Source organism: Streptosporangium sp. NBC_01639, assembly GCF_045209755.1.
In the GTDB taxonomy this organism is placed as follows: domain Bacteria; phylum Actinomycetota; class Actinomycetes; order Streptosporangiales; family Streptosporangiaceae; genus Streptosporangium.
Genome location: NZ_CP109272.1, coordinates 314,030 through 331,106, shown reverse-complemented (window position 1 = coordinate 331,106; position 17,077 = coordinate 314,030). Strand labels below are relative to the sequence as shown.

The following is a 17,077-nucleotide window of genomic DNA, read 5'->3' as shown; positions in this document are numbered from 1 at the left end:
GAGCGTCTGCCTTGATCTTTGCTTCTCGACGGTGTATGTTGCGGCATTCGCAGTCTGAGAAAATACTTGAGAAGCGAAGAAGCGAGGCGCGCATCCCTGAGCACCGTTGCCGCGTCTTCGCGGTAGGAGGCCGAGCCGATCGATGCCGAGCGTCTACTGCACGCAGTGCGGTCATGCCAACCCTGAGGATGCCCGTTTCTGCTCCCGATGCGGGTCGCCGCTGACCAAGTCCGACTCACCCGGAGACAGCACGTCCACCATTTCCCTCTCCGGGATCGAGGCCTACGAGGCGGAGACCGGAGAGACGCTTCTCGCCGAGCGGCAAGCCGTCGAGCAGTTGCCCCCGGGCTCCGCTCTGCTGGTGGCCATGCGTGGTCCCAACGCCGGTAGCCGCTTCCTGCTGGACAGCGAGCTCACCACCGTGGGCCGCCACCCCGAGAGCGACATCTTCCTCGACGACATCACCGTGTCGCGCCGTCACGTGGAGTTCTACCGGCGTGGGGGCGGGGTTTTCACCGTCCGCGACGTCGGCAGCCTGAACGGCACCTACGTGAACCGCGAACGGATCGAAGAAGTCCCGCTGTACGGCGGGGACGAGGTCCAGATCGGCAAGTTCCGGCTGGTCTTCCTCACCCGTGGCGCCGCTGGAGGATGATGAGCACGCAGGCCGCTCGTGCGCACATGAGCATCGGGGAGGTGCTCGCTCTCCTGCAGGGCGAGTTCCCCGATGTCAGCATCTCCAAGATCCGTTTCCTGGAGGGCGAGGGGCTGATCGAGCCGGAGCGCAGTCCCTCCGGCTATCGGAAGTTCACCTACGCCGATGTCGAGCGGCTTCGCTACATCCTCAGCGAGCAGCGTGACCGCTATCTGCCGCTGCGTGTCATCAAGGACCGTCTCGAGGCGGCCGACCGCGAGGAGCGCCCGCCGGCGCCCCCGCGCGCCGTGCCCGACGACGCGCCCGCCGAGGTCCGTCTCACCCGTGAGGAGCTGCTCGCCGCCGCCGAGCTGACCGAGGAGACCCTCGCCGAGCTTGAGGACTACGGCCTGCTCGCCGCGGTGGCCCGCTACTACGACGCCGAGGCGCTGGCCGTTGCCCGCAGCGTCGGGGCCCTCAGCGCCTTCGGGCTGCGCGCCCGCCATCTGCGGGCGGTCAAGGCCGCGGCCGAGCGCGAGGCCGGGCTCGTGGAGCAGGCCGTCGCGCCGCTGCTGCGCCGCCGCGGGCCCGGTGCCATCGACCGGGCCGACGAGACGGCCCGGGAGATTTCCGGTCTCCTGCTGGAATTGCACGCCTCGCTGCTGCGTTCCGGCGTGCGCGGGGTCCTGGGCCGGTGACAACCTGACCAGGCACTCGTACCTCGCGAGTGTTACGTTGAACAAACCGGTCGGAATCCAGCGAAGACGGAGCAGCCCGTGTTGCAGATGGAGGTCGTGGGCGTTCGGGTTGAGATGCCCTCCAACCAGCCAATCGTCCTGCTGAAGGAGGCACAAGGGGAGCGTTATCTGCCGATCTGGATTGGTATGACGGAGGCGACGGCGATCGCCATGGCCCAGGCCGAGGAGCCACCGCCGCGGCCGCTCACCCATGACCTGTTCCGGGACGTGCTCGACGGTCTCGGTGTCCGCCTGAACACGGTCAACATCGTCGCGCTCCGTGACGGGATCTTCTTCGCCGACCTGGTCTTCTCCAACGGGGTCGAGGTGAGTGCCCGCCCCTCGGACTCGATCGCCCTGGCACTCCGCACGGGCGCCCGAATCTTCGCCAGCGAGGACGTGGTCCGGGAGGCCGGGGTGCTCATCCCCGACGACCAGGAGGACGAGGTGGAGAAGTTCAGGGAGTTCCTTGACACAATCACGCCTGAGGACTTCGGTCGCGCGGGGTAGGAATTTCGGTGCATTTACGCTTCACGACGCGCCGGGTGGGGTCGTTGACTGATCTTGGCCCCAGTCCTACGGTGCAAGTGAAACCCGTGGTCGTGCGTAAACCCCCAGATCAGGCCGCGGGATGAGAGAAAGCCGGAGGTCCGCGTGGCGGTCAGCAGCGGCGAGGATAGAAACGCCGATCAGGATGACCCGGAACGGCGCCAGTCGGCACGTCAGCGCGCGGGTGAAGAGGGTCTGCTGTTCGACGGGCAGCCGGTGAAACCGCCGGCCGACATCGGATATCGGGGCCCCACCGCCTGCGCGGCGGCCGACATCACCTATCGGCAGTTGGACTACTGGGCGCGCACCGGCCTGGTCGAGCCCACCGTGAGAGCGGCCCACGGCTCGGGTTCCCAGAGGCTCTACGGCTTTCGCGACATCCTGGTGCTCAAGGTCGTCAAACGACTGCTCGACACCGGTGTCTCCCTCCAGCAGATCCGCATCGCCGTACAGCACCTCCGTGACCGCGGCGTCAACGACCTCGCCCAGATCACGCTGATGAGCGACGGGGTGAGCGTCTACGAGTGCACCTCGCCCGACGAGGTCATCGACCTGCTCCAGGGGGGACAGGGCGTGTTCGGCATCGCGCTCGGCCGGGTGTGGCAGGAGGTGGAGGGCTCCCTCGCGGATCTTCCCGGCGAGCGCGCGGAGTCCGACCAGGGCCCTTCAGGCGATCATCACGCCGATGAGCTGGCCCGCCGACGCAGGGCTCGCCGCACGGGGTAAAGTTGGTCTCGCTGCTGACGCTGTGCGGGAGAGACCCCGACAGGATCGGGGCGCCGAAGGAGCAACCTCCCCGGAATCTCTCAGGCACCCGGTACCGCACGGACGAGGCGACTCTGGAAAGCAGGTGCGTCCGCCAGGCGCATCTCACCGACGGTGCAAACCTCCCCGGCGGGGACGGTGAAGCTCTCAGGTCGAGATGACAGAGGGGGAGATCCGGCATACGCCCGCGCCCAGCGCCGGTCTCCACCGCCTCGGAAGGCTTTCCATGACCGACCTGTCACCGCTCAGCGAGCTCATCTCCCCGCCGTTCGCCACCCGGCACATCGGGCCTGCGGACGCCGACCAGACCCGCATGCTGGAGGCGGTCGGATTCGCCTCCACCGCCGACCTCGTCGCGATGACCGTGCCGGAGGCGATCCGGGCCAAGGACCGGCTGCGGCTGCCCCCGGCGGCCAGTGAGACCGAGGCCATCGCCGAGTTGCGCGCCCTGGCCGCCCGTAACACGGTGCTCACCTCGATGATCGGCCTGGGATACCACGACACGGTCACCCCGGCCGTCATCCGCCGCAACCTGCTGGAGAACCCGGGCTGGTACACCGCCTACACGCCCTACCAGCCGGAGATCTCCCAGGGCCGCCTGGAGGCCCTGATCAACTTCCAGACGGTCGTCTCCGACCTGACCGCGCTCGACGTCTCCGGCGCCTCCCTGCTGGACGAGGCCACCGCCGCCGCCGAGGCGATGACCCTGGCCCGGCGCGCCGGCCGCGGCCCGTCCGCCGTGTTCGTGGTGGACGCCGACGCGCTGCCGCAGACCAAGGCCGTGCTGCGCACCAGGGCCGAGCCGCTCGGCATCGAGCTGGTCGAGAGCGACTTCACCTCCGAGCTTCCCGAGTGCTTCGGCGTGCTCGTGCAGTACCCGGGTGCCAGTGGCCGGGTCAGGGACTTCCGCTCCATCGCCGAGGCCGCCCATGCGCGCGGCGCCCAGGTGGTCGCCGCCGCCGACCTGCTCGCCCTCACCCTGCTCGCCGCCCCCGGTGAGCTCGGCGCCGACATCGCGATCGGCTCCTCGCAGCGTTTCGGTGTCCCGCTGGGCTTCGGCGGCCCGCACGCGGCCTACATGGCCGTCCGCGACGGCCTGCAGCGGCAGATGCCCGGCCGGCTGGTGGGCGTCTCCCAGGACGCCGACCAGCGCCCCGCCTACCGGCTCGCGCTGCAGACCCGCGAGCAGCACATCCGCCGTGAGAAGGCGACCAGCAACATCTGCACCGCGCAGGTGCTCCTCGCGGTGATCGCGGGCATGTACGCCGTCTACCACGGCCCCGAGGGACTGCGCCGGATCGGCCGGCGCATCCACCGGCATGCCGTCGTTCTCGCCGCGGGCCTCCGCCACGGGGGTGTCGAGGTCGTGCACGACGACTTCTTCGACACCGTGCTCGCCCGCGTGCCCGGCCGCGCGGCCCAGGTCGTCGCGGCGGCCCGCGACAACGGCGTGAACCTTCGGCTGGTCGACGCCGACCACATCGGGGTGACCTGCGACGAGCGGACCGAGCTCATCCACCTGGAGCAGGTCCTGGCCGCCTTCGAGGTCAGCGGCGCCGTGCTGACCGACCTGGACGCGGCCGCCCACGACGCGCTGCCCGTCTCCCTGGCGCGGGTCAGCGACTACCTGACCCACCCGGTCTTCCACAGCCACCGGTCCGAGACGGCCATGCTGCGATACCTGCGCAAGCTGCAGGACAAGGACATCGCCCTCGACCGATCGATGATCCCGCTGGGCTCCTGCACCATGAAGCTCAACGCGACCACCGAGATGGAGCCGATCACCTGGCCGGAGTTCGCCGGCCTGCACCCCTATGCCCCGGAGGACCAGGCCGGCGGCTACCTTGAGCTGATCGGGGAACTGGAGGGCTGGCTGGCCGAGGTCACCGGCTACGACGCCGTGTCGATCCAGCCCAACGCCGGTTCCCAGGGCGAGTTCGCCGGTCTCCTCGCGATCCGCGCCTACCACAGGGCACGCGGCGAGTCCGGCCGGAACGTCTGCCTGATCCCGTCCTCCGCGCACGGCACCAACGCCGCCAGCGCGGTCATGGCGGGCATGCGCGTCGCCGTGGTCGCCTGTGACGACAACGGGAACGTGGACCTCGACGACCTCGATGCCAAGATCGACAAGCACCGCGACCAGCTCGCCGCGATCATGGTGACCTATCCCTCCACGCACGGCGTCTACGAGGAGACGATCACCCAGATCTGCGAGCGGGTGCACGAGGCCGGCGGCCAGGTCTACGTCGACGGCGCCAACCTCAACGCCCTGGTCGGCCTGGCCAAGCTGGGCGAGTTCGGCGCCGACGTCTCGCACCTGAACCTGCACAAGACCTTCTGCATCCCGCACGGCGGTGGCGGCCCCGGTGTCGGTCCCGTCGCGGTCCGCGCACATCTCGCCGACTACCTGCCGGGCCATCCGCTGCGCGGGGAGTCGCCGGTCGGTCCCGTCTCGGCGGCGCCGTACGGCTCGGCGGGCATCCTGCCCATCTCCTGGGCCTACATCCGGATGATGGGCGGCGAGGGGCTCAAGGCGGCCACCGAGCAGGCCATCCTGTCGGCCAACTACCTGGCCCGCAGGCTCAGCCCGCACTACCCGGTCCTCTACACCGGCCGCGGCGGCCTGGTGGCGCACGAGTGCATCATCGACCTGCGCCAGATCACCAAGGAGACCGGCGTGACCGTCGACGACGTCGCGAAGCGCCTCGTCGACTACGGTTTCCACGCGCCGACGATGTCCTTCCCGGTGGCCGGCACACTGATGATCGAACCGACCGAGAGCGAGGACCTGGCCGAGCTCGACCGGTTCTGCGCCGCGATGATCGCGATCCGGGGCGAGATCGGGAAGGTCGCCTCCGGGGAGTACGACAAGGCGGACAACCCGCTGCGCAACGCTCCGCACACGGCCGGCTGCCTGGTCGCCGACGAGTGGGCTCACCCCTACACCCGCACCGAGGCGGCCTACCCGCTGCCGTCGGTGCGGGAGGACAAATACTGGTCGCCGGTCCGCCGGATCGACCAGGCATACGGCGACCGCAACCTGGTGTGCTCCTGCCCGCCGCTCGAGGCCTACGAGGACTGATCCCCATCTCCGCGGTCCGCGCTTTCCACCGCGCGGGCCGTATTTCACCACATATGTATTTCAGCGTGCATACGGGGACGGGCATGGCCCCGAGTCGTTAGGCTCGGGGTATTCCTTTACCGGGGGAAGGACCCTGCATGCCAGAGGTGGACACGCGTCCATTGGAGACCGCGCGGAAACTGGCCGAGAGCGGTGACCTGGACGGCGCGGCTACGATCTTCGCCGGACTGGCCGCCGACCCGGCGGAGCCTGATCGGGCGCAGGCCGCGGTCGGGCTGGCGGTGGTGCTCCAGGAGCGAGAAGACGTGGCGGGCGCCCGTGCGGCGGCGCGCACCGCGCTGGCGACCGGTCATCCTGAGTTCGCCGCGCAGGCCGCCTGCCTGCTCGCCCGGAGCTTCGAGCAGGAGGGCCTGCTCGACCAGGCCCGAGCCGCCTGGCAGGCCGCTCTCGGCGTCGGAAACCCCTCCTACGTCCCCGTGGCCCACCTGGCCCTCGCCAGGCTCGCATTGGGACGCCGGGAGGCGGAGGAGGCTCTGCGGGCCGCGCTGGCCACCGCCGATCCGGAGATCGCCTCCAGCGCCGCGCAGCGGCTGGCCGAGCTCCTGCTGGAGGAGCAGGAGGCGGGCGAGGCCGCCGGGGTGCTCCTGGAGGCGCTCGCGGTGCCGGATGTGGCCGAGGTGCCGAGGCTGCGGGTGCTGCTCGGCATCGCCCACCTCGAACTGGCGTGCGCGGAGTTCGCCGGGGCGATCGAGGAGGGCGGTGACGTCGAGACCGGCGCGCTGGCCATCGAGCTGCTGGCCCGCACACTGCCGCTGAGAGGCCGCGACGAGGACGCCGAGCAGGTGTGGCGCTACGGTCTGGACAGCGCTGACGAGGGCCTCGCCGAAGACGTCCGCCTCCGGTTGAACCGCGACGCCTGACGGCCGCCCGCGAGCCCCTGTCGCGTTCCCGTGCGGGGACCGCTGCCCGCACTTCGAGGTGGCGGATGCGGGCGGTGGTCCAGGTGCCGGTCGCCGCTCAGTCGCGGCTGCGCCAGCGGCTGAGCGCGTGGGCGAAGTTGATCGCGACGATGCCGCCCCAGGCCAGCAGCAGCCCCGCGGTGCCCGCGGTGTTCGCCGCGATGGCGGTCAGCGGGACGCCGATGCCCAGCGAGCCCAGGGCGATCGGGATGGAGCCGTTGCCGCTCCTGCGCCGCTGGTGCCCCTGCCCGGGGTGGGGCTCCCGGTAGGGCCGGCCTCCGGTGAGCTGCATCTCGGCACGCACGCGAGCGGCGATGGTGGCGTCGAGGCGGTCCACGAAGGAGTCCACCAGCGCGGTCTCGTAGTCGGGGCCGAGCTCCCGCCGGGCCTCGATGGTGGCGCGCATGTCCTGTCGGATATCTTGGTTGTCCTGCACGCTCCGATTATCCGCCCGCACGTGTCTCCCGGCATCAGTCGTTAGGACGAAATCTGTGTCCACCCGGAGCGCCGCGTCTCTCATGGAGATCACGACGCCGCACGGCCCGGCCGTGGCGGAGATCGACGAGGTCGCCGACCCGCGGTTTCTGCTGGTGCTCACCCATGGTTCGGCCGGGGGAGTGGACGTCCCGGATCTGCTGGCCGTACGGGATGCGGCGGCGGGGATCGGCGGGGTGGTCGCGCGGGTGCTCCAGCCGTTCCGGATGCGGGGCGCCCGTGCTCCGGGCTCGGCGGTGAAGCAGGACGAGGCGTGGGCGGCGCTGGTGGGCGAGCTTCAGGGACGCTATCCGGGCCTGCCGCTCGTGCAGGGAGGGCGGAGTAACGGAGCCCGGGTCGCCTGCCGTACGGCCCCGGAGGTCCGGGCCGACGCGGTCGTCGCACTGGCCTTCCCGCTGCACCCGCCGGGCAGGCCGGAGCGGTCTCGCGCCGGGGAGTTGCGCGCGGCAGGCGTGGATGTGCTGGTGGTCAACGGAGACCGCGACCCGTTCGGTGTGCCCGCGGCGGCGGACGTCGCACGCCTGGTGGTGCTGCCGGGGGAGGGCCATGATCTCAAGAAGGACCCCGCCCGCGTGGGCGAGGTCGTCGCCGAGTGGCTCGGGGCGAGGATGCGGCCAGGATCGGCGTGATGGTCAGGCCACGCCGGCCAGCGGCCGGTGCGGCTCGATGACGGCGCCGTCGGGCAGCAGCTCGCCGGTGTCCTCGAACAGCACCACACCGTTGCAGAGCAGGCTCCATCCCTGCTCGGGGTGGGCTGCCATCGTGCGGGCGGCTTCGCGGTCCAGCGCCTCGGCGGACGGACAGGACGGCTGGTGCGGGCACATCGGCGTGCCTCCGGATCTCTTTTGTCGGCTCGCTGGAATCGGCATCGGGCGACCGGCGGGCACCGTCACCGATGGGACTCCGTTCCCACCAGTGCGGGGGGACGAGCAGCTGGGTTGACATATGGCCGTGCGCGCCTCGGGCTGGGTGAGGCCCGCACATCAAGCAAGATCGATCATGCCATCAGATCGCCTTCTTGTGCATGCGGATCTGACCGCACGCACAAGTGTGGGATCTGGTCGCACCCGGCGACATAGCCCGTTAGGACTGTTTACGAACGCGGAAAGGGTGAGTTCTTCGGGCCGTGATGGGGGTGTGACCTACGACACAGCATGCCTCATGGGCTGATATCAGGCCAAGTGCGACACGCCGTCGGGCCGGTAAACGATCGATTGCCTTTTCATGACGTCGGCTGTGAAGTGGCCAGCCCGCTCAGGAGCGCGTCCAGGCCCAGCTCGAAATCATCGTCGGCCGCCGCGCTGCCACCGCCCTTCGACGGGGGAACCCAGGGGTCGTCGTCATCCGCCGGTTCGGCCCAGCCGGACTGCTGCACCTCCACCGCCACCGCGCCGAAGACGTAGGCCCGCAGCGCCCGCACGGCCCGCGCCGCGTCGGCGAGCCCCGCGTCGGTGAGCTGATCGGTCTGCTCCCGTACGGCGATCGCGGTACGGCCCTTGGCCGGCTTGGTGAGCGCCAGCGCCAGCACTCCGGGATGCTCTCTCAACGCGGCCCGGCTCGCCCGGCACCATGCCCTCGCGCTGTCCTGCCATGTCTCGCCGGGCTCGACGTGGATGGAGGTGACGTGTTCGGCGAGGGCGTCCATGAGGGCGTCCTTGCCGCGCGGCAGATGGTGGTAGATCGCCATCGCCTCGACCTGGAGCGCGTCACCCAGGCGCCGCATCGTCAGGCGCCGTAGCCCCTGGCTGTCGGCGATGTGCAGTGCCGCCTCGATGATGCGCTCGCGGGAGAGCGGAACGGGCGGTCGCTTCGCTGGCATGAGGTCATCCTGCCATCAGTGGCCTTACTGCGTAAAGGAGGGCGCGCCGGGCAGGGCGCCGCCTGAGTGTGTAAGCGGAGAGTGGGCGGCGTAAGCTACGGGCTGTGATCTGCCGGGGAATGCCCGGCGTTGGGTGAGAGAGGGCAGACGATGGCGTTTTTCCGACCGAGCGTGAGCCGGGAGGCGGAGGTTCGCTACCACGCTGACCAGGAGGTCGGGAAGAGCTTCCCCGAGTTCCTGGAGAAGGCGCGCGCGGCGGAGGTCGCGTTGCGGCGGGTGCAGGAGACCTCTGCCTCCGCCGAGGAGCGCCGGGCCGCGGGCCTGGCGCTGGACCGGGCGCTGACCGACGCGTTGCGCGCGGCCGAGGCCAGCCAGCGGGCGACGTTCGGCGTGAAGTCCTACGACGACCGGATCCGCCGCCGCAAGGGCAGGGCCACCCCGAAGGGCGCCGAATGGACCGACGAGGTCAACCGGCTGCGCACCCTGCGCGAGCAGAACCGCCTGACCGGCATCGCCCGCGTCCCGCGGCCGGTGACCGCGTCCGCCCGCTGACCACGGCCCGTTCCCGGAGCGATCGCCTCCCGGCACCCACCGCGTAGCTTCGCGGTGGGTGTTCTTTTTCCGGCGGGCCCGGGGCGGGTGAGATCCCGGGAAAGACACGGTGAGGTCCCGGGACAGGACAAGACAGGGCGCCGCCGCGAACGGGTCGCGGCGGCGCCTCGCAGGGCCGGTCGGCTTGCCCGGTCAGCTGGCCCAGTCGAGCAGCGGACGGGTGTTGCTGGGATGGCGCAGCTTGGAGAGGGACTCCTTCTCCAGCTGACGGATGCGCTCGCGGGTCAGACCGAGGTGCTTGCCGATCTCGTCAAGAGTGTGGGGCTTGCCGTCGACGAGGCCGAAGCGCAGGGCCATGATCTTGGCCTCCCTGGGGGAGAGGTTGCCGAGCACGCCCCGCAGCTGCTCGCCGAGGAGCTGGCGGTCCACCACCTCCGAGGCCTCGGGCGAGTCGACGTCCTCGATGAGGTCGCCGATGGTGGTCTCGCCGTCCTCGCCGATCGTGGCGTTGAGACTGATCGGCTGGCGGCTGGTGCGGAGCAGCTCCTCGATCTGGTCGGGAGTCTTGTCCAGCTCGACCGCGAGCTCCTCGGGCGTGGGCTCACGCCCGAGACGCTGGTGCATGTCGCGCTCGATGCGGGACAGCTTGGAGAGCATCTCCAGCACATGGACGGGGAGGCGGATGGTGCGGGCGGAGTCGGCGAAGCCGCGCTGGATGGCCTGGCGGATCCACCACATGGCGTAGGTGGAGAACTTGTAGCCCTTGGTGTAGTCGAACTTCTCCACCGCGCGGATCAGGCCGAGATTGCCCTCCTGGACCACGTCGAGCAGGGCCATGCCACGGTCGGTGTACTTCTTCGCCACCGAGACCACCAGCCGGAGGTTGGCCTCCAGCATGTGATCCTTGGCGCGGCGGCCGTCGTCGGCCACCCACTCCAGGTCGTCGCGCACAGCGGCGGACAGCCCCGGCTCGGCCTCCAGCTTGGCCTCGGCGTACAGGCCGGCCTCGATCCTCTTGGCGAGCTCGACCTCCTGCGCGGCGGTCAGCAGGGTGCGGCGGCCGATCGACTTGAGGTAGGTGTGCACCGAGTCGCCCATGACCGAGGACTGGTCGTCCAGGTCCATGGTCGGCTCGGCCTCCAGCTCGGCCTCGTCGGGACCCGTCCACTCCTCGTCGTCGGCCTCCGGCTTGACGCCCTGGGCCGGGGTCTCGGTGCGGGCGGTGGCCGACTTCTCCTCGGCGGCGCTCTTCTTCGCCGAAGCGGCCTTCGTCTTGCGGGCGGTCGTCTTGCGGGTGGCGGTCTTGGCCGCCGGCTTCTTGGCCGAGGCGGCGAGCGTGGGCTCGTTCTCGGCTGCCAGGCTGACGCCCGCCTCGGTGAGCTCCCGCAGAATCGACCTGCCCTCGGTCGGGCTGATCCCTGCCTCCGCGAAGGCACGGCGCAGCTCCGCGAGGGAAAGGTGGCCCTGGTCTCGCCCTCGGTCAATGAGCTGATCAAGGGTCGTCGGGGCCTCAGGTGAGGCCGCAGCGGCGGTTTGGGGCATGAGGACACCTCCTCCAACACGGAGTCGTCTGTTTGCAGATTGTGGGGGGTGAGGCGGCGAGGGGGCCGCTCTGCGCACCCGTATCAATAACCCCAATCAAGAACTTTCTGTTCCCGACTTGACGGGGAAAATATGATGGGTGGATCGCGGCGGCCGCGATCCACCCTTCCCGGGTGCCTGGCGGGGCTATCGAGTGACGTTCACATTGCCTTCGATCGCCGGCATGGGCAGCGGGTCGGCGTTCTCGAGGCGCTGTTCGGTCCAGTAGCGCCCGGCCTGCCGCGGGTCGGGGTTGACGTCCTTGGAGACCACATAGTCCTCAGCGGGCGCAGTCGTCTCCGGTGAGGGCGGGGCCTCGGACGGCCGCTGCGCGGCCGGTGCGTCCGTGGGGACGGGCTGGTTGCCTTCCACCGCGGGGGCGACGGGGTCCTCGCCCCGGCCGGTCCCGCCCGCCGAGGCCGCCGCCGCGACGGATATGCCGCCGGCGAGGATCACGCTGACGATGCCTGCGGAGATCCATGTCCTGCGGGTGACGTTCATCGGGCCCTCCTTCCTGCTTCGGCTGTCTGTTGGACGTGCGAAAGCACCTTATGGTTCCCGTTGAAGACCATAACGGAGGCCCGCAAGGTCCGGTTTGCCATTGGGCAGAAGCGGTATCTCGGGGAGGACGACCAGCTCGGCGGGGGCGGCGTAGGCGGGCAGCCGCTCCTTGGCGAAGGCGCGGAGCTCGGCCAGGGACGGGGGTGCGGGGGAGACCACGACGGCGACCACCCGCTCGCCCCATTCGGGGTCGGGACGGCCGACCACGACGGCGTCGGTGATCGCGGGATGTTCGGCCACGACGGCGGCCACGGCCGCGGCGACGACCTTCTCGCCACCGGTGTTGACGACGTCGTCGGCCCGGCCCAGCACGCGCAGCCGCCCGTCGGCCAGGGTGCCGAGGTCGGAGGTGAGGAACCAGTCGCCGTCGCGGACGGCGTCGGTGAGGTCGGGGCGGAGCCGGTAGCCGGAGAACAGCATGGGACCGGCGAGGCGGATCCGGCCGTCGTCGCCGATCTTTAGATCTACGTTGTAAAGGGGCTCGCCGTCGTAGACGCACCCGCCGGAGGTCTCGCTCATGCCGTACGTGGTGACCACCCGCGCACCGGCGGTACGGGCGGCCGCGAGCAGGTCCGCGGGAGCCGCGGCGCCGCCCAGCAGGATCGTCCGGAAAACCGACAGATCCGCGGAGAGCAGCCGGCGGAGCTGGGTCGGCACCAGCGAGACGTGCTCGGCGCCGCTGGTGAGCACCGCCTCGGGAGAGAAGCCGTCGTGCACGATCGGCTCCGTCTCGCTCAGCAGCGACCTGACCAGCACCTGCAGTCCCGAGACGTGGGAGGGCGGCAGGCAGCAGAGCCAGCGTTCGCCGGGGCGGGCGTCCAGGCGGCGCAGCGATGCCGCGGCCGAGGCGCGCAGGGCGGCGGCCGAGAGCTGGACCCCTTTGGGGGTGCCGGTCGAGCCGCTGGTGGCGATGACCACGGCCACCTCGGGGGGCACCCCCACACCTCCCTCCTGCGGTATCCCGTTGACGTGGGTGGGGCGTAACGCGTCGAGCGTGGCGCGCAGTGCCCGCGCGGGCAGGTCGGGAGAGATCGGCAGCACGGCCGGGCCCTCGCCGTCGAGCGCCGCCGCGACGGCGGAGAACAGCTCGGGTCCGGGCGGCAGCACGGCGGCGTGCAACTCCCTCGACGGGGAAGGTCGCTCCGGGTGCACGGAACCTGTCATCACAGTCGTAAGGTTAGTGCCGACAAGCCAGAGGACGGCCGGGCGGACCCGGCGCAGCTGAGAGGGGCGAAACGATCGTGAGCACGGAGCGGGTCGAGCCGGGCACGAGCGAGCGGGTGGCGGGTGAGGCGAGGCCCGTGCCGGCGAGCGTCCAGGTGCGCGCCGCCGACTGGAAGCGGTCGGGCGACTACGAGGACATCGTCTACGAGACGGCCGACGGCATCGCGAAGATCACGATCAACCGGCCGGAGCGGCACAACGCGTTCCGTCCGACGACGCTCTTCGAGCTCAAGAACGCCTTCAACGTCGCCCAGGAGGACTCCGAGGTCGGAGTGATCATCTTCACCGGTGCGGGGGACAGGGCCTTCTGCTCCGGCGGCGACCAGAAGATCCGCGGCAACGACGGTTACGTCGACAAGTCCACCCCGCACGTGGGCCGGCTCAACGTGCTCGACCTGCAGGTGCAGATCCGCCGCTGCCCCAAGCCGGTCATCGCGATGATCGCGGGATACGCCATCGGCGGTGGCCACGTGCTGCACGTCTGCTGCGACCTGTCCATCGCCGCCGAGAACGCGGTCTTCGGCCAGACCGGCCCCAAGGTCGGCTCGTTCGACGGCGGTTACGGCTCCTGGCTGCTGGCCGAGACCGTCGGACTGAAGCGGGCCCGCGAGATCTGGTACCTGTGCCGCCAGTACGATGCGCAGACCGCCCTGAACTGGGGCCTGGTCAACGCGGTCGTCCCCCTCGAACGGCTTGAGGAGGAGACGGTCTCCTGGGCCCGGGAGATGCTGGAGAAGTCGCCGCTGGCGCTGCGCATGCTCAAGGGCGCCCTGAATGCGGTGACCGACGGGGCCGCGGGCATGCAGCAGTTCGCCGGCGACGCCACTCTGCTCTACTACATGAGCGAGGAGGCGCAGGAGGGCCGCGACGCCTTCAAGGAGAAGCGCGCCCCCGAGTTCGGCAAGTTCCCGCGCCGCCCATAACGACGCAGAAGGGGCTGGATCCGCTGGGTGCCGTCGCAGGACGGACCTGGCGGCCGCAGCCCCCGTGAGATGGAAGCACCCGCCCGGGTGCGATGGCTAGAGGAGGCAGTGCGGTTGAACCCCGCCACCGCGCTCGCGACGGTGCTGGTCGACGAACTGGTGCGCTGCGGCCTGACGGACGTGGTGCTCGCGCCCGGTTCGCGCTCGACGCCGCTGGCCCTGGCCGTGCACGCCGACAGCCGGATCCGGCTGCACGTGCGCATCGACGAGCGCTCAGCCTCCTTCCTCGCCCTGGGCCTGGCCCGGCGGAGTGAGCGGCCGGTCGCCCTGATCTGCACCTCCGGCACCGCGACGGCGAACTTCCACCCTGCGGTCATCGAGGCCCACGAGTCGGGGGTGCCGCTGCTGCTGCTGACCGCCGACCGCCCTCCCGAGTTGCGGGACACCGGAGCCAGCCAGACCGTCGACCAGATCAAGCTGTACGGCACGGCGGTCCGCTGGTTCAGCGAGGTCGGGGTGCCCGAGGACCGGCCCGGCCAGGTCGCCTACTGGCGGTCGCTGGCCTGCCGCGCCTACCAGCGGTCGCTGGGACCGTTCGACCCCGGCCCGGTCCACCTGAATGTGGCCTTCCGTGAACCGCTGGTCCCGGACGGCGACGCCTCCTGGTGCGAGTCCCTGGAGGGCGACGCCGGCGGCCCCTGGGTCCGGGCGCGGGTGGCGCCCCCGGCGGTGGCGCTGCACCTGCCGCCGACCAGGCGGGGCGTGCTGGTCGTCGGGGACGGCGCGTCCAACGTGCGCAGGTACGTCGCGGCGGCGGGCATGGCCGGATGGCCGGTGCTGTCGGAGCCGAACGGCAACGCTCGCTACGGCGACCACGCCATGTCGGCCTACCACTTCCTGCTCGGCACCCCCGAGTTCGCCGACCGGCACCGGCCCGAGCTGGTGGTGACCCTGGGGCGCCCCGGCCTGTCGCGGCCCCTGCTGAACTGGCTGAGGCACGCCGACGAGCACATCGTGGTCGCCCCCGACCTGACCCGCTGGCCCGATCCGACCCGCTCGGCCACCCAGGTGGCCCAGGCGGTGGAGATCACGGTCGCGGCCGGAGACGACGCCTGGCTGCACTCCTGGCGTCGCGCCGACGGCGCGGCCAGGGCCGCGGTCGACGAGGTGCTGGACGGCGCCGGGTTCAGCGAGCCCCGGCTGGCCCGTGACCTGGCGGACCTGCTACCCAACGGATCGCTGCTGTTCTCCGGCTCCTCCATGCCGATCCGCGACCTCGACCAGGCGATGCGCCCCCGCCGGGGGCTGCGGATCCTGGCCAACCGGGGCAGCGCCGGGATCGACGGCGTGGTGTCCACCGCGATGGGCGCGGCCCTGGCGCACAACGGTCCCGCTTACGCCCTGATGGGCGACCTGACCTTCCTGCACGACCAGAACGGCCTGATCCTCGGTCCCCGCGAGCCCCGTCCCGACCTGTGCGTGGTCGTCGTGAACAACGACGGCGGCGGGATCTTCTCGCTGCTGCCCCAGGCGGCGCTGCGCGACCCGTTCGAGAGGCTCTTCGGCACCGGTCACGGGGTGGACCTGGCCCACGTGGCCGCCTCCACCGGCACTCCGTACACCTTCGTCGACGGTCCCGACCAGCTGTCCAAGGCACTGCGCGGGGAGGGGCCGCGCGTGGTGGAGGTCCGCACCGAGCGGGAGTCCAACGCGGTGCTGCACTCCATGATGCGTGACGCGGCCTCCACCGCGATCCACGGGGCCGGGTGACCTCGCGGCGCAGGCCGCTCAGGCGGGCGGCGAGCACGGCCGCCCCGACGTAGGCGGCGAGGAGCAGGCCGGTTGGTCCCGTTCGCCGAGGCCGGTCTGCGGGATCGTGCCCGGCGGTGACCTGCGCCTTCCGCCACGGCCCGGCATCGGGGCAGGAGGAGCCGGGCCGACGGAATAAGGTGGCGGTCATGCATGTCGACGAATGGCTTCAGGCGATTCCTCCCGTGTGGGTCTGTGCCCTGGTCGGACTGGTGATCGGGGTGGAGAGCCTGGGCATCCCGCTGCCCGGGGAGATCGTTCTGGTCAGCTCGGCGCTGCTGGCGGCGCAGGGAGTGGTCGATCCGCTCTGGGTCGGGATCTCCGCCAGCGCCGGGGCCGTCATCGGCGACTCCATCGGCTACGCCATCGGCCGCAAGGGCGGCCAGCCCCTGTTCGACAGGCTGGGGCGCAGGTTCCCCAAGCACTTCGGGCCGGCCCACATCGCCAAGGCGGGGCACTACTTCCACCGGTACGGCATGTGGACGGTGTTCTTCGGCCGGTTCATCGCGCTGTTGCGGATCCTGGCCGGTCCGCTCGCCGGAGCCCTCCGCATGCCGTACTGGAGATTCCTCACCGCCAACGTGCTCGGCGGGATCGCCTGGGCGGGCGGGACCACCGCCGTCATCTACTACCTGGGCAGGGTCGCCGAGAAGTGGCTCAAGGGCTTCTCCTGGGTCGGGCTGGGGCTCGCCGTGCTGCTCGGCGTCACGACCACGCTGATCGTCAAGCGCCGGGCCGCCAGGCTGGTCGGCCAGGAGAGCGGGGAGTCCACGGCGGCGGGGTGACTACCAGGTCTGGGGATGTGCGATCCGCAGTGATGCGGTCACGGTGAGGGAGTATCACTCATCGTGAAGGGAAGCGTCATGCGACCTGAGCCCACTCTGACCGCCCGTGAAACGGTGGCGACCTACGGCACCTACGAAGAGGCCCAGCGGGCCGTGGACAGCCTGTCGGACCAGCGGTTCCCGGTCGAGCACACCAGTATCGTCGGAGTCGATCTCCGGCTCGTCGAAAACGTGCTCGGGCGACTGACCTATTTGCGCGCGGCCGGGATGGGGGCCGCGACGGGCGCGTGGATCGGCCTGCTGATCGGCCTGTTCCTCGCCATCTTCACTCCCGGGCGGTTCCCCTTCCTCCTGGTGCTGTGGGCACTCATCTGGGGCGCCATCGCGGGGGCGATCTTCGGATTGATCGGTCACGCGATGACCGGCGGCAAGCGGGACTTCCTGTCGTCCAGCGCGATAGTCGCCAACCGTTACGAGATCATCGTCGCGGCCGACCACGCGGCGGAGGCACGCAGGCTCCTCAATGTCGGCACTTCCCAGACCGGTGTTCCGCAGACTCCCACGCCCCAGGCCCCGCAGTTCTAGCGGCGCGGCCCCGTGAC

At 70.8% G+C, this 17,077-nt stretch carries 18 protein-coding genes and 1 riboswitch; of the genes, 12 read left to right on the top strand and 6 right to left on the bottom strand.

The window, feature by feature from the left end:
• Positions 1-142: 142 nt before the first annotated feature.
• From OHA77_RS01585 to OHA77_RS01560, 6 genes are all read left to right on the top strand, one after another.
• Positions 143-655 carry an FHA domain-containing protein gene (locus OHA77_RS01585; RefSeq protein ID WP_326822464.1) on the top strand — a complete coding sequence of 171 codons (513 nt, stop codon included), beginning with the start codon at positions 143-145 and terminating at the stop codon, positions 653-655.
• 26 nt (positions 656-681) lie between these two features.
• On the top strand, positions 682-1,332 hold the full coding sequence (locus OHA77_RS01580; RefSeq protein WP_326822465.1) for a MerR family transcriptional regulator: 651 nt from the start codon (positions 682-684) through the stop codon (positions 1,330-1,332).
• Positions 1,333-1,410: 78 nt separating this feature from the next.
• On the top strand, positions 1,411-1,881 hold the full coding sequence (locus tag OHA77_RS01575) for a bifunctional nuclease family protein (protein ID WP_326822466.1): 471 nt from the start codon (positions 1,411-1,413) through the stop codon (positions 1,879-1,881).
• Positions 1,882-2,025: 144 nt separating this feature from the next.
• Complete coding sequence (locus OHA77_RS01570; protein ID WP_326822467.1) at positions 2,026-2,646, top strand: MerR family transcriptional regulator; 621 nt, start codon at positions 2,026-2,028, stop codon at positions 2,644-2,646.
• A 15-nt stretch (positions 2,647-2,661) separates the two neighbouring features.
• Positions 2,662-2,753: riboswitch (glycine riboswitch) on the top strand.
• Between the two features lie 158 nt (positions 2,754-2,911).
• Positions 2,912-5,767, top strand: a complete 2,856-nt coding sequence (gene gcvP / locus OHA77_RS01565; protein WP_406315560.1) for an aminomethyl-transferring glycine dehydrogenase — start codon at positions 2,912-2,914, stop codon at positions 5,765-5,767.
• 137 nt (positions 5,768-5,904) lie between these two features.
• Positions 5,905-6,687, top strand: a complete 783-nt coding sequence (locus OHA77_RS01560; RefSeq protein WP_406315558.1) for a hypothetical protein — start codon at positions 5,905-5,907, stop codon at positions 6,685-6,687.
• Positions 6,688-6,784: 97 nt separating this feature from the next.
• Here OHA77_RS01560 and OHA77_RS01555 read toward each other — a convergent pair whose 3' ends face one another.
• Positions 6,785-7,162, bottom strand: coding sequence for a hypothetical protein (locus tag OHA77_RS01555; protein WP_406315556.1), 378 nt, complete (start codon positions 7,160-7,162; stop codon positions 6,785-6,787).
• An 82-nt stretch (positions 7,163-7,244) separates the two neighbouring features.
• Here OHA77_RS01555 and OHA77_RS01550 point away from each other — a divergent pair, with 82 nt between their 5' ends.
• Positions 7,245-7,850, top strand: a complete 606-nt coding sequence (locus OHA77_RS01550; protein WP_406319971.1) for an alpha/beta family hydrolase — start codon at positions 7,245-7,247, stop codon at positions 7,848-7,850.
• 3 nt (positions 7,851-7,853) lie between these two features.
• Here OHA77_RS01550 and OHA77_RS01545 read toward each other — a convergent pair whose 3' ends face one another.
• Positions 7,854-8,045, bottom strand: coding sequence for a DUF5999 family protein (locus OHA77_RS01545; protein WP_012890661.1), 192 nt, complete (start codon positions 8,043-8,045; stop codon positions 7,854-7,856).
• Between the two features lie 398 nt (positions 8,046-8,443).
• Positions 8,444-9,040, bottom strand: a complete 597-nt coding sequence (locus OHA77_RS01540; RefSeq protein WP_406315554.1) for a TetR/AcrR family transcriptional regulator C-terminal domain-containing protein — start codon at positions 9,038-9,040, stop codon at positions 8,444-8,446.
• Positions 9,041-9,190: 150 nt separating this feature from the next.
• Between OHA77_RS01540 and OHA77_RS01535 the strand changes: the two genes are divergently transcribed.
• Positions 9,191-9,592 (top strand): hypothetical protein, encoded by a 402-nt coding sequence (locus OHA77_RS01535; RefSeq protein ID WP_326822472.1) that lies wholly within the window; start codon positions 9,191-9,193, stop codon positions 9,590-9,592.
• A gap of 192 nt (positions 9,593-9,784) precedes the next feature.
• Here the strand turns inward: OHA77_RS01535 and OHA77_RS01530 are convergent, their stop codons facing one another.
• From OHA77_RS01530 to OHA77_RS01520, 3 genes are all read right to left on the bottom strand, one after another.
• Positions 9,785-11,134: an RNA polymerase sigma factor gene (locus OHA77_RS01530; protein WP_406315552.1), complete on the bottom strand. Its 1,350-nt coding sequence runs from the start codon at positions 11,132-11,134 to the stop codon at positions 9,785-9,787.
• A 186-nt stretch (positions 11,135-11,320) separates the two neighbouring features.
• The gene (locus OHA77_RS01525) at positions 11,321-11,674 is read right to left on the bottom strand and encodes a hypothetical protein (RefSeq protein WP_406315550.1); all 354 of its coding nucleotides are present in this window, start codon (positions 11,672-11,674) and stop codon (positions 11,321-11,323) included.
• A gap of 48 nt (positions 11,675-11,722) precedes the next feature.
• Positions 11,723-12,898: an AMP-binding protein gene (locus OHA77_RS01520; protein ID WP_406315548.1), complete on the bottom strand. Its 1,176-nt coding sequence runs from the start codon at positions 12,896-12,898 to the stop codon at positions 11,723-11,725.
• A gap of 155 nt (positions 12,899-13,053) precedes the next feature.
• Here OHA77_RS01520 and menB point away from each other — a divergent pair, with 155 nt between their 5' ends.
• The 4 genes from menB (at position 13,054) to OHA77_RS01500 (ending at position 17,060) form a co-directional block, all read left to right on the top strand.
• Positions 13,054-13,881, top strand: coding sequence for a 1,4-dihydroxy-2-naphthoyl-CoA synthase (gene menB / locus OHA77_RS01515; protein WP_406319970.1), 828 nt, complete (start codon positions 13,054-13,056; stop codon positions 13,879-13,881).
• Between the two features lie 114 nt (positions 13,882-13,995).
• Complete coding sequence (gene menD, locus OHA77_RS01510) at positions 13,996-15,651, top strand: 2-succinyl-5-enolpyruvyl-6-hydroxy-3-cyclohexene-1-carboxylic-acid synthase (RefSeq protein ID WP_406315546.1); 1,656 nt, start codon at positions 13,996-13,998, stop codon at positions 15,649-15,651.
• Between the two features lie 188 nt (positions 15,652-15,839).
• Positions 15,840-16,475, top strand: coding sequence for a DedA family protein (locus OHA77_RS01505; protein ID WP_406315545.1), 636 nt, complete (start codon positions 15,840-15,842; stop codon positions 16,473-16,475).
• 78 nt (positions 16,476-16,553) lie between these two features.
• Positions 16,554-17,060: a general stress protein gene (locus OHA77_RS01500; protein WP_406315543.1), complete on the top strand. Its 507-nt coding sequence runs from the start codon at positions 16,554-16,556 to the stop codon at positions 17,058-17,060.
• The last annotated feature ends 17 nt before the right edge of the window (positions 17,061-17,077 follow it).

What these genes read in the sequence shown, in the direction of transcription:
- OHA77_RS01520 (WP_406315548.1), bottom strand. Translation starts at nt 12,898, where the DNA reads ATGACAGGTTCCGTGCACCCGGAGCGACCTTCCCCGTCGAGGGAGTTG.
- OHA77_RS01540 (WP_406315554.1), bottom strand. Translation starts at nt 9,040, where the DNA reads ATGCCAGCGAAGCGACCGCCCGTTCCGCTCTCCCGCGAGCGCATCATC.
- OHA77_RS01530 (WP_406315552.1), bottom strand. Translation starts at nt 11,134, where the DNA reads ATGCCCCAAACCGCCGCTGCGGCCTCACCTGAGGCCCCGACGACCCTT.
- OHA77_RS01560 (WP_406315558.1), top strand. Translation starts at nt 5,905, where the DNA reads ATGCCAGAGGTGGACACGCGTCCATTGGAGACCGCGCGGAAACTGGCC.
- OHA77_RS01580 (WP_326822465.1), top strand. Translation starts at nt 682, where the DNA reads ATGAGCATCGGGGAGGTGCTCGCTCTCCTGCAGGGCGAGTTCCCCGAT.
- OHA77_RS01525 (WP_406315550.1), bottom strand. Translation starts at nt 11,674, where the DNA reads ATGAACGTCACCCGCAGGACATGGATCTCCGCAGGCATCGTCAGCGTG.
- OHA77_RS01500 (WP_406315543.1), top strand. Translation starts at nt 16,554, where the DNA reads ATGCGACCTGAGCCCACTCTGACCGCCCGTGAAACGGTGGCGACCTAC.
- OHA77_RS01585 (WP_326822464.1), top strand. Translation starts at nt 143, where the DNA reads ATGCCGAGCGTCTACTGCACGCAGTGCGGTCATGCCAACCCTGAGGAT.
- OHA77_RS01545 (WP_012890661.1), bottom strand. Translation starts at nt 8,045, where the DNA reads ATGTGCCCGCACCAGCCGTCCTGTCCGTCCGCCGAGGCGCTGGACCGC.
- OHA77_RS01535 (WP_326822472.1), top strand. Translation starts at nt 9,191, where the DNA reads ATGGCGTTTTTCCGACCGAGCGTGAGCCGGGAGGCGGAGGTTCGCTAC.
- gcvP (WP_406315560.1), top strand. Translation starts at nt 2,912, where the DNA reads ATGACCGACCTGTCACCGCTCAGCGAGCTCATCTCCCCGCCGTTCGCC.
- OHA77_RS01550 (WP_406319971.1), top strand. Translation starts at nt 7,245, where the DNA reads ATGGAGATCACGACGCCGCACGGCCCGGCCGTGGCGGAGATCGACGAG.
- OHA77_RS01505 (WP_406315545.1), top strand. Translation starts at nt 15,840, where the DNA reads ATGCATGTCGACGAATGGCTTCAGGCGATTCCTCCCGTGTGGGTCTGT.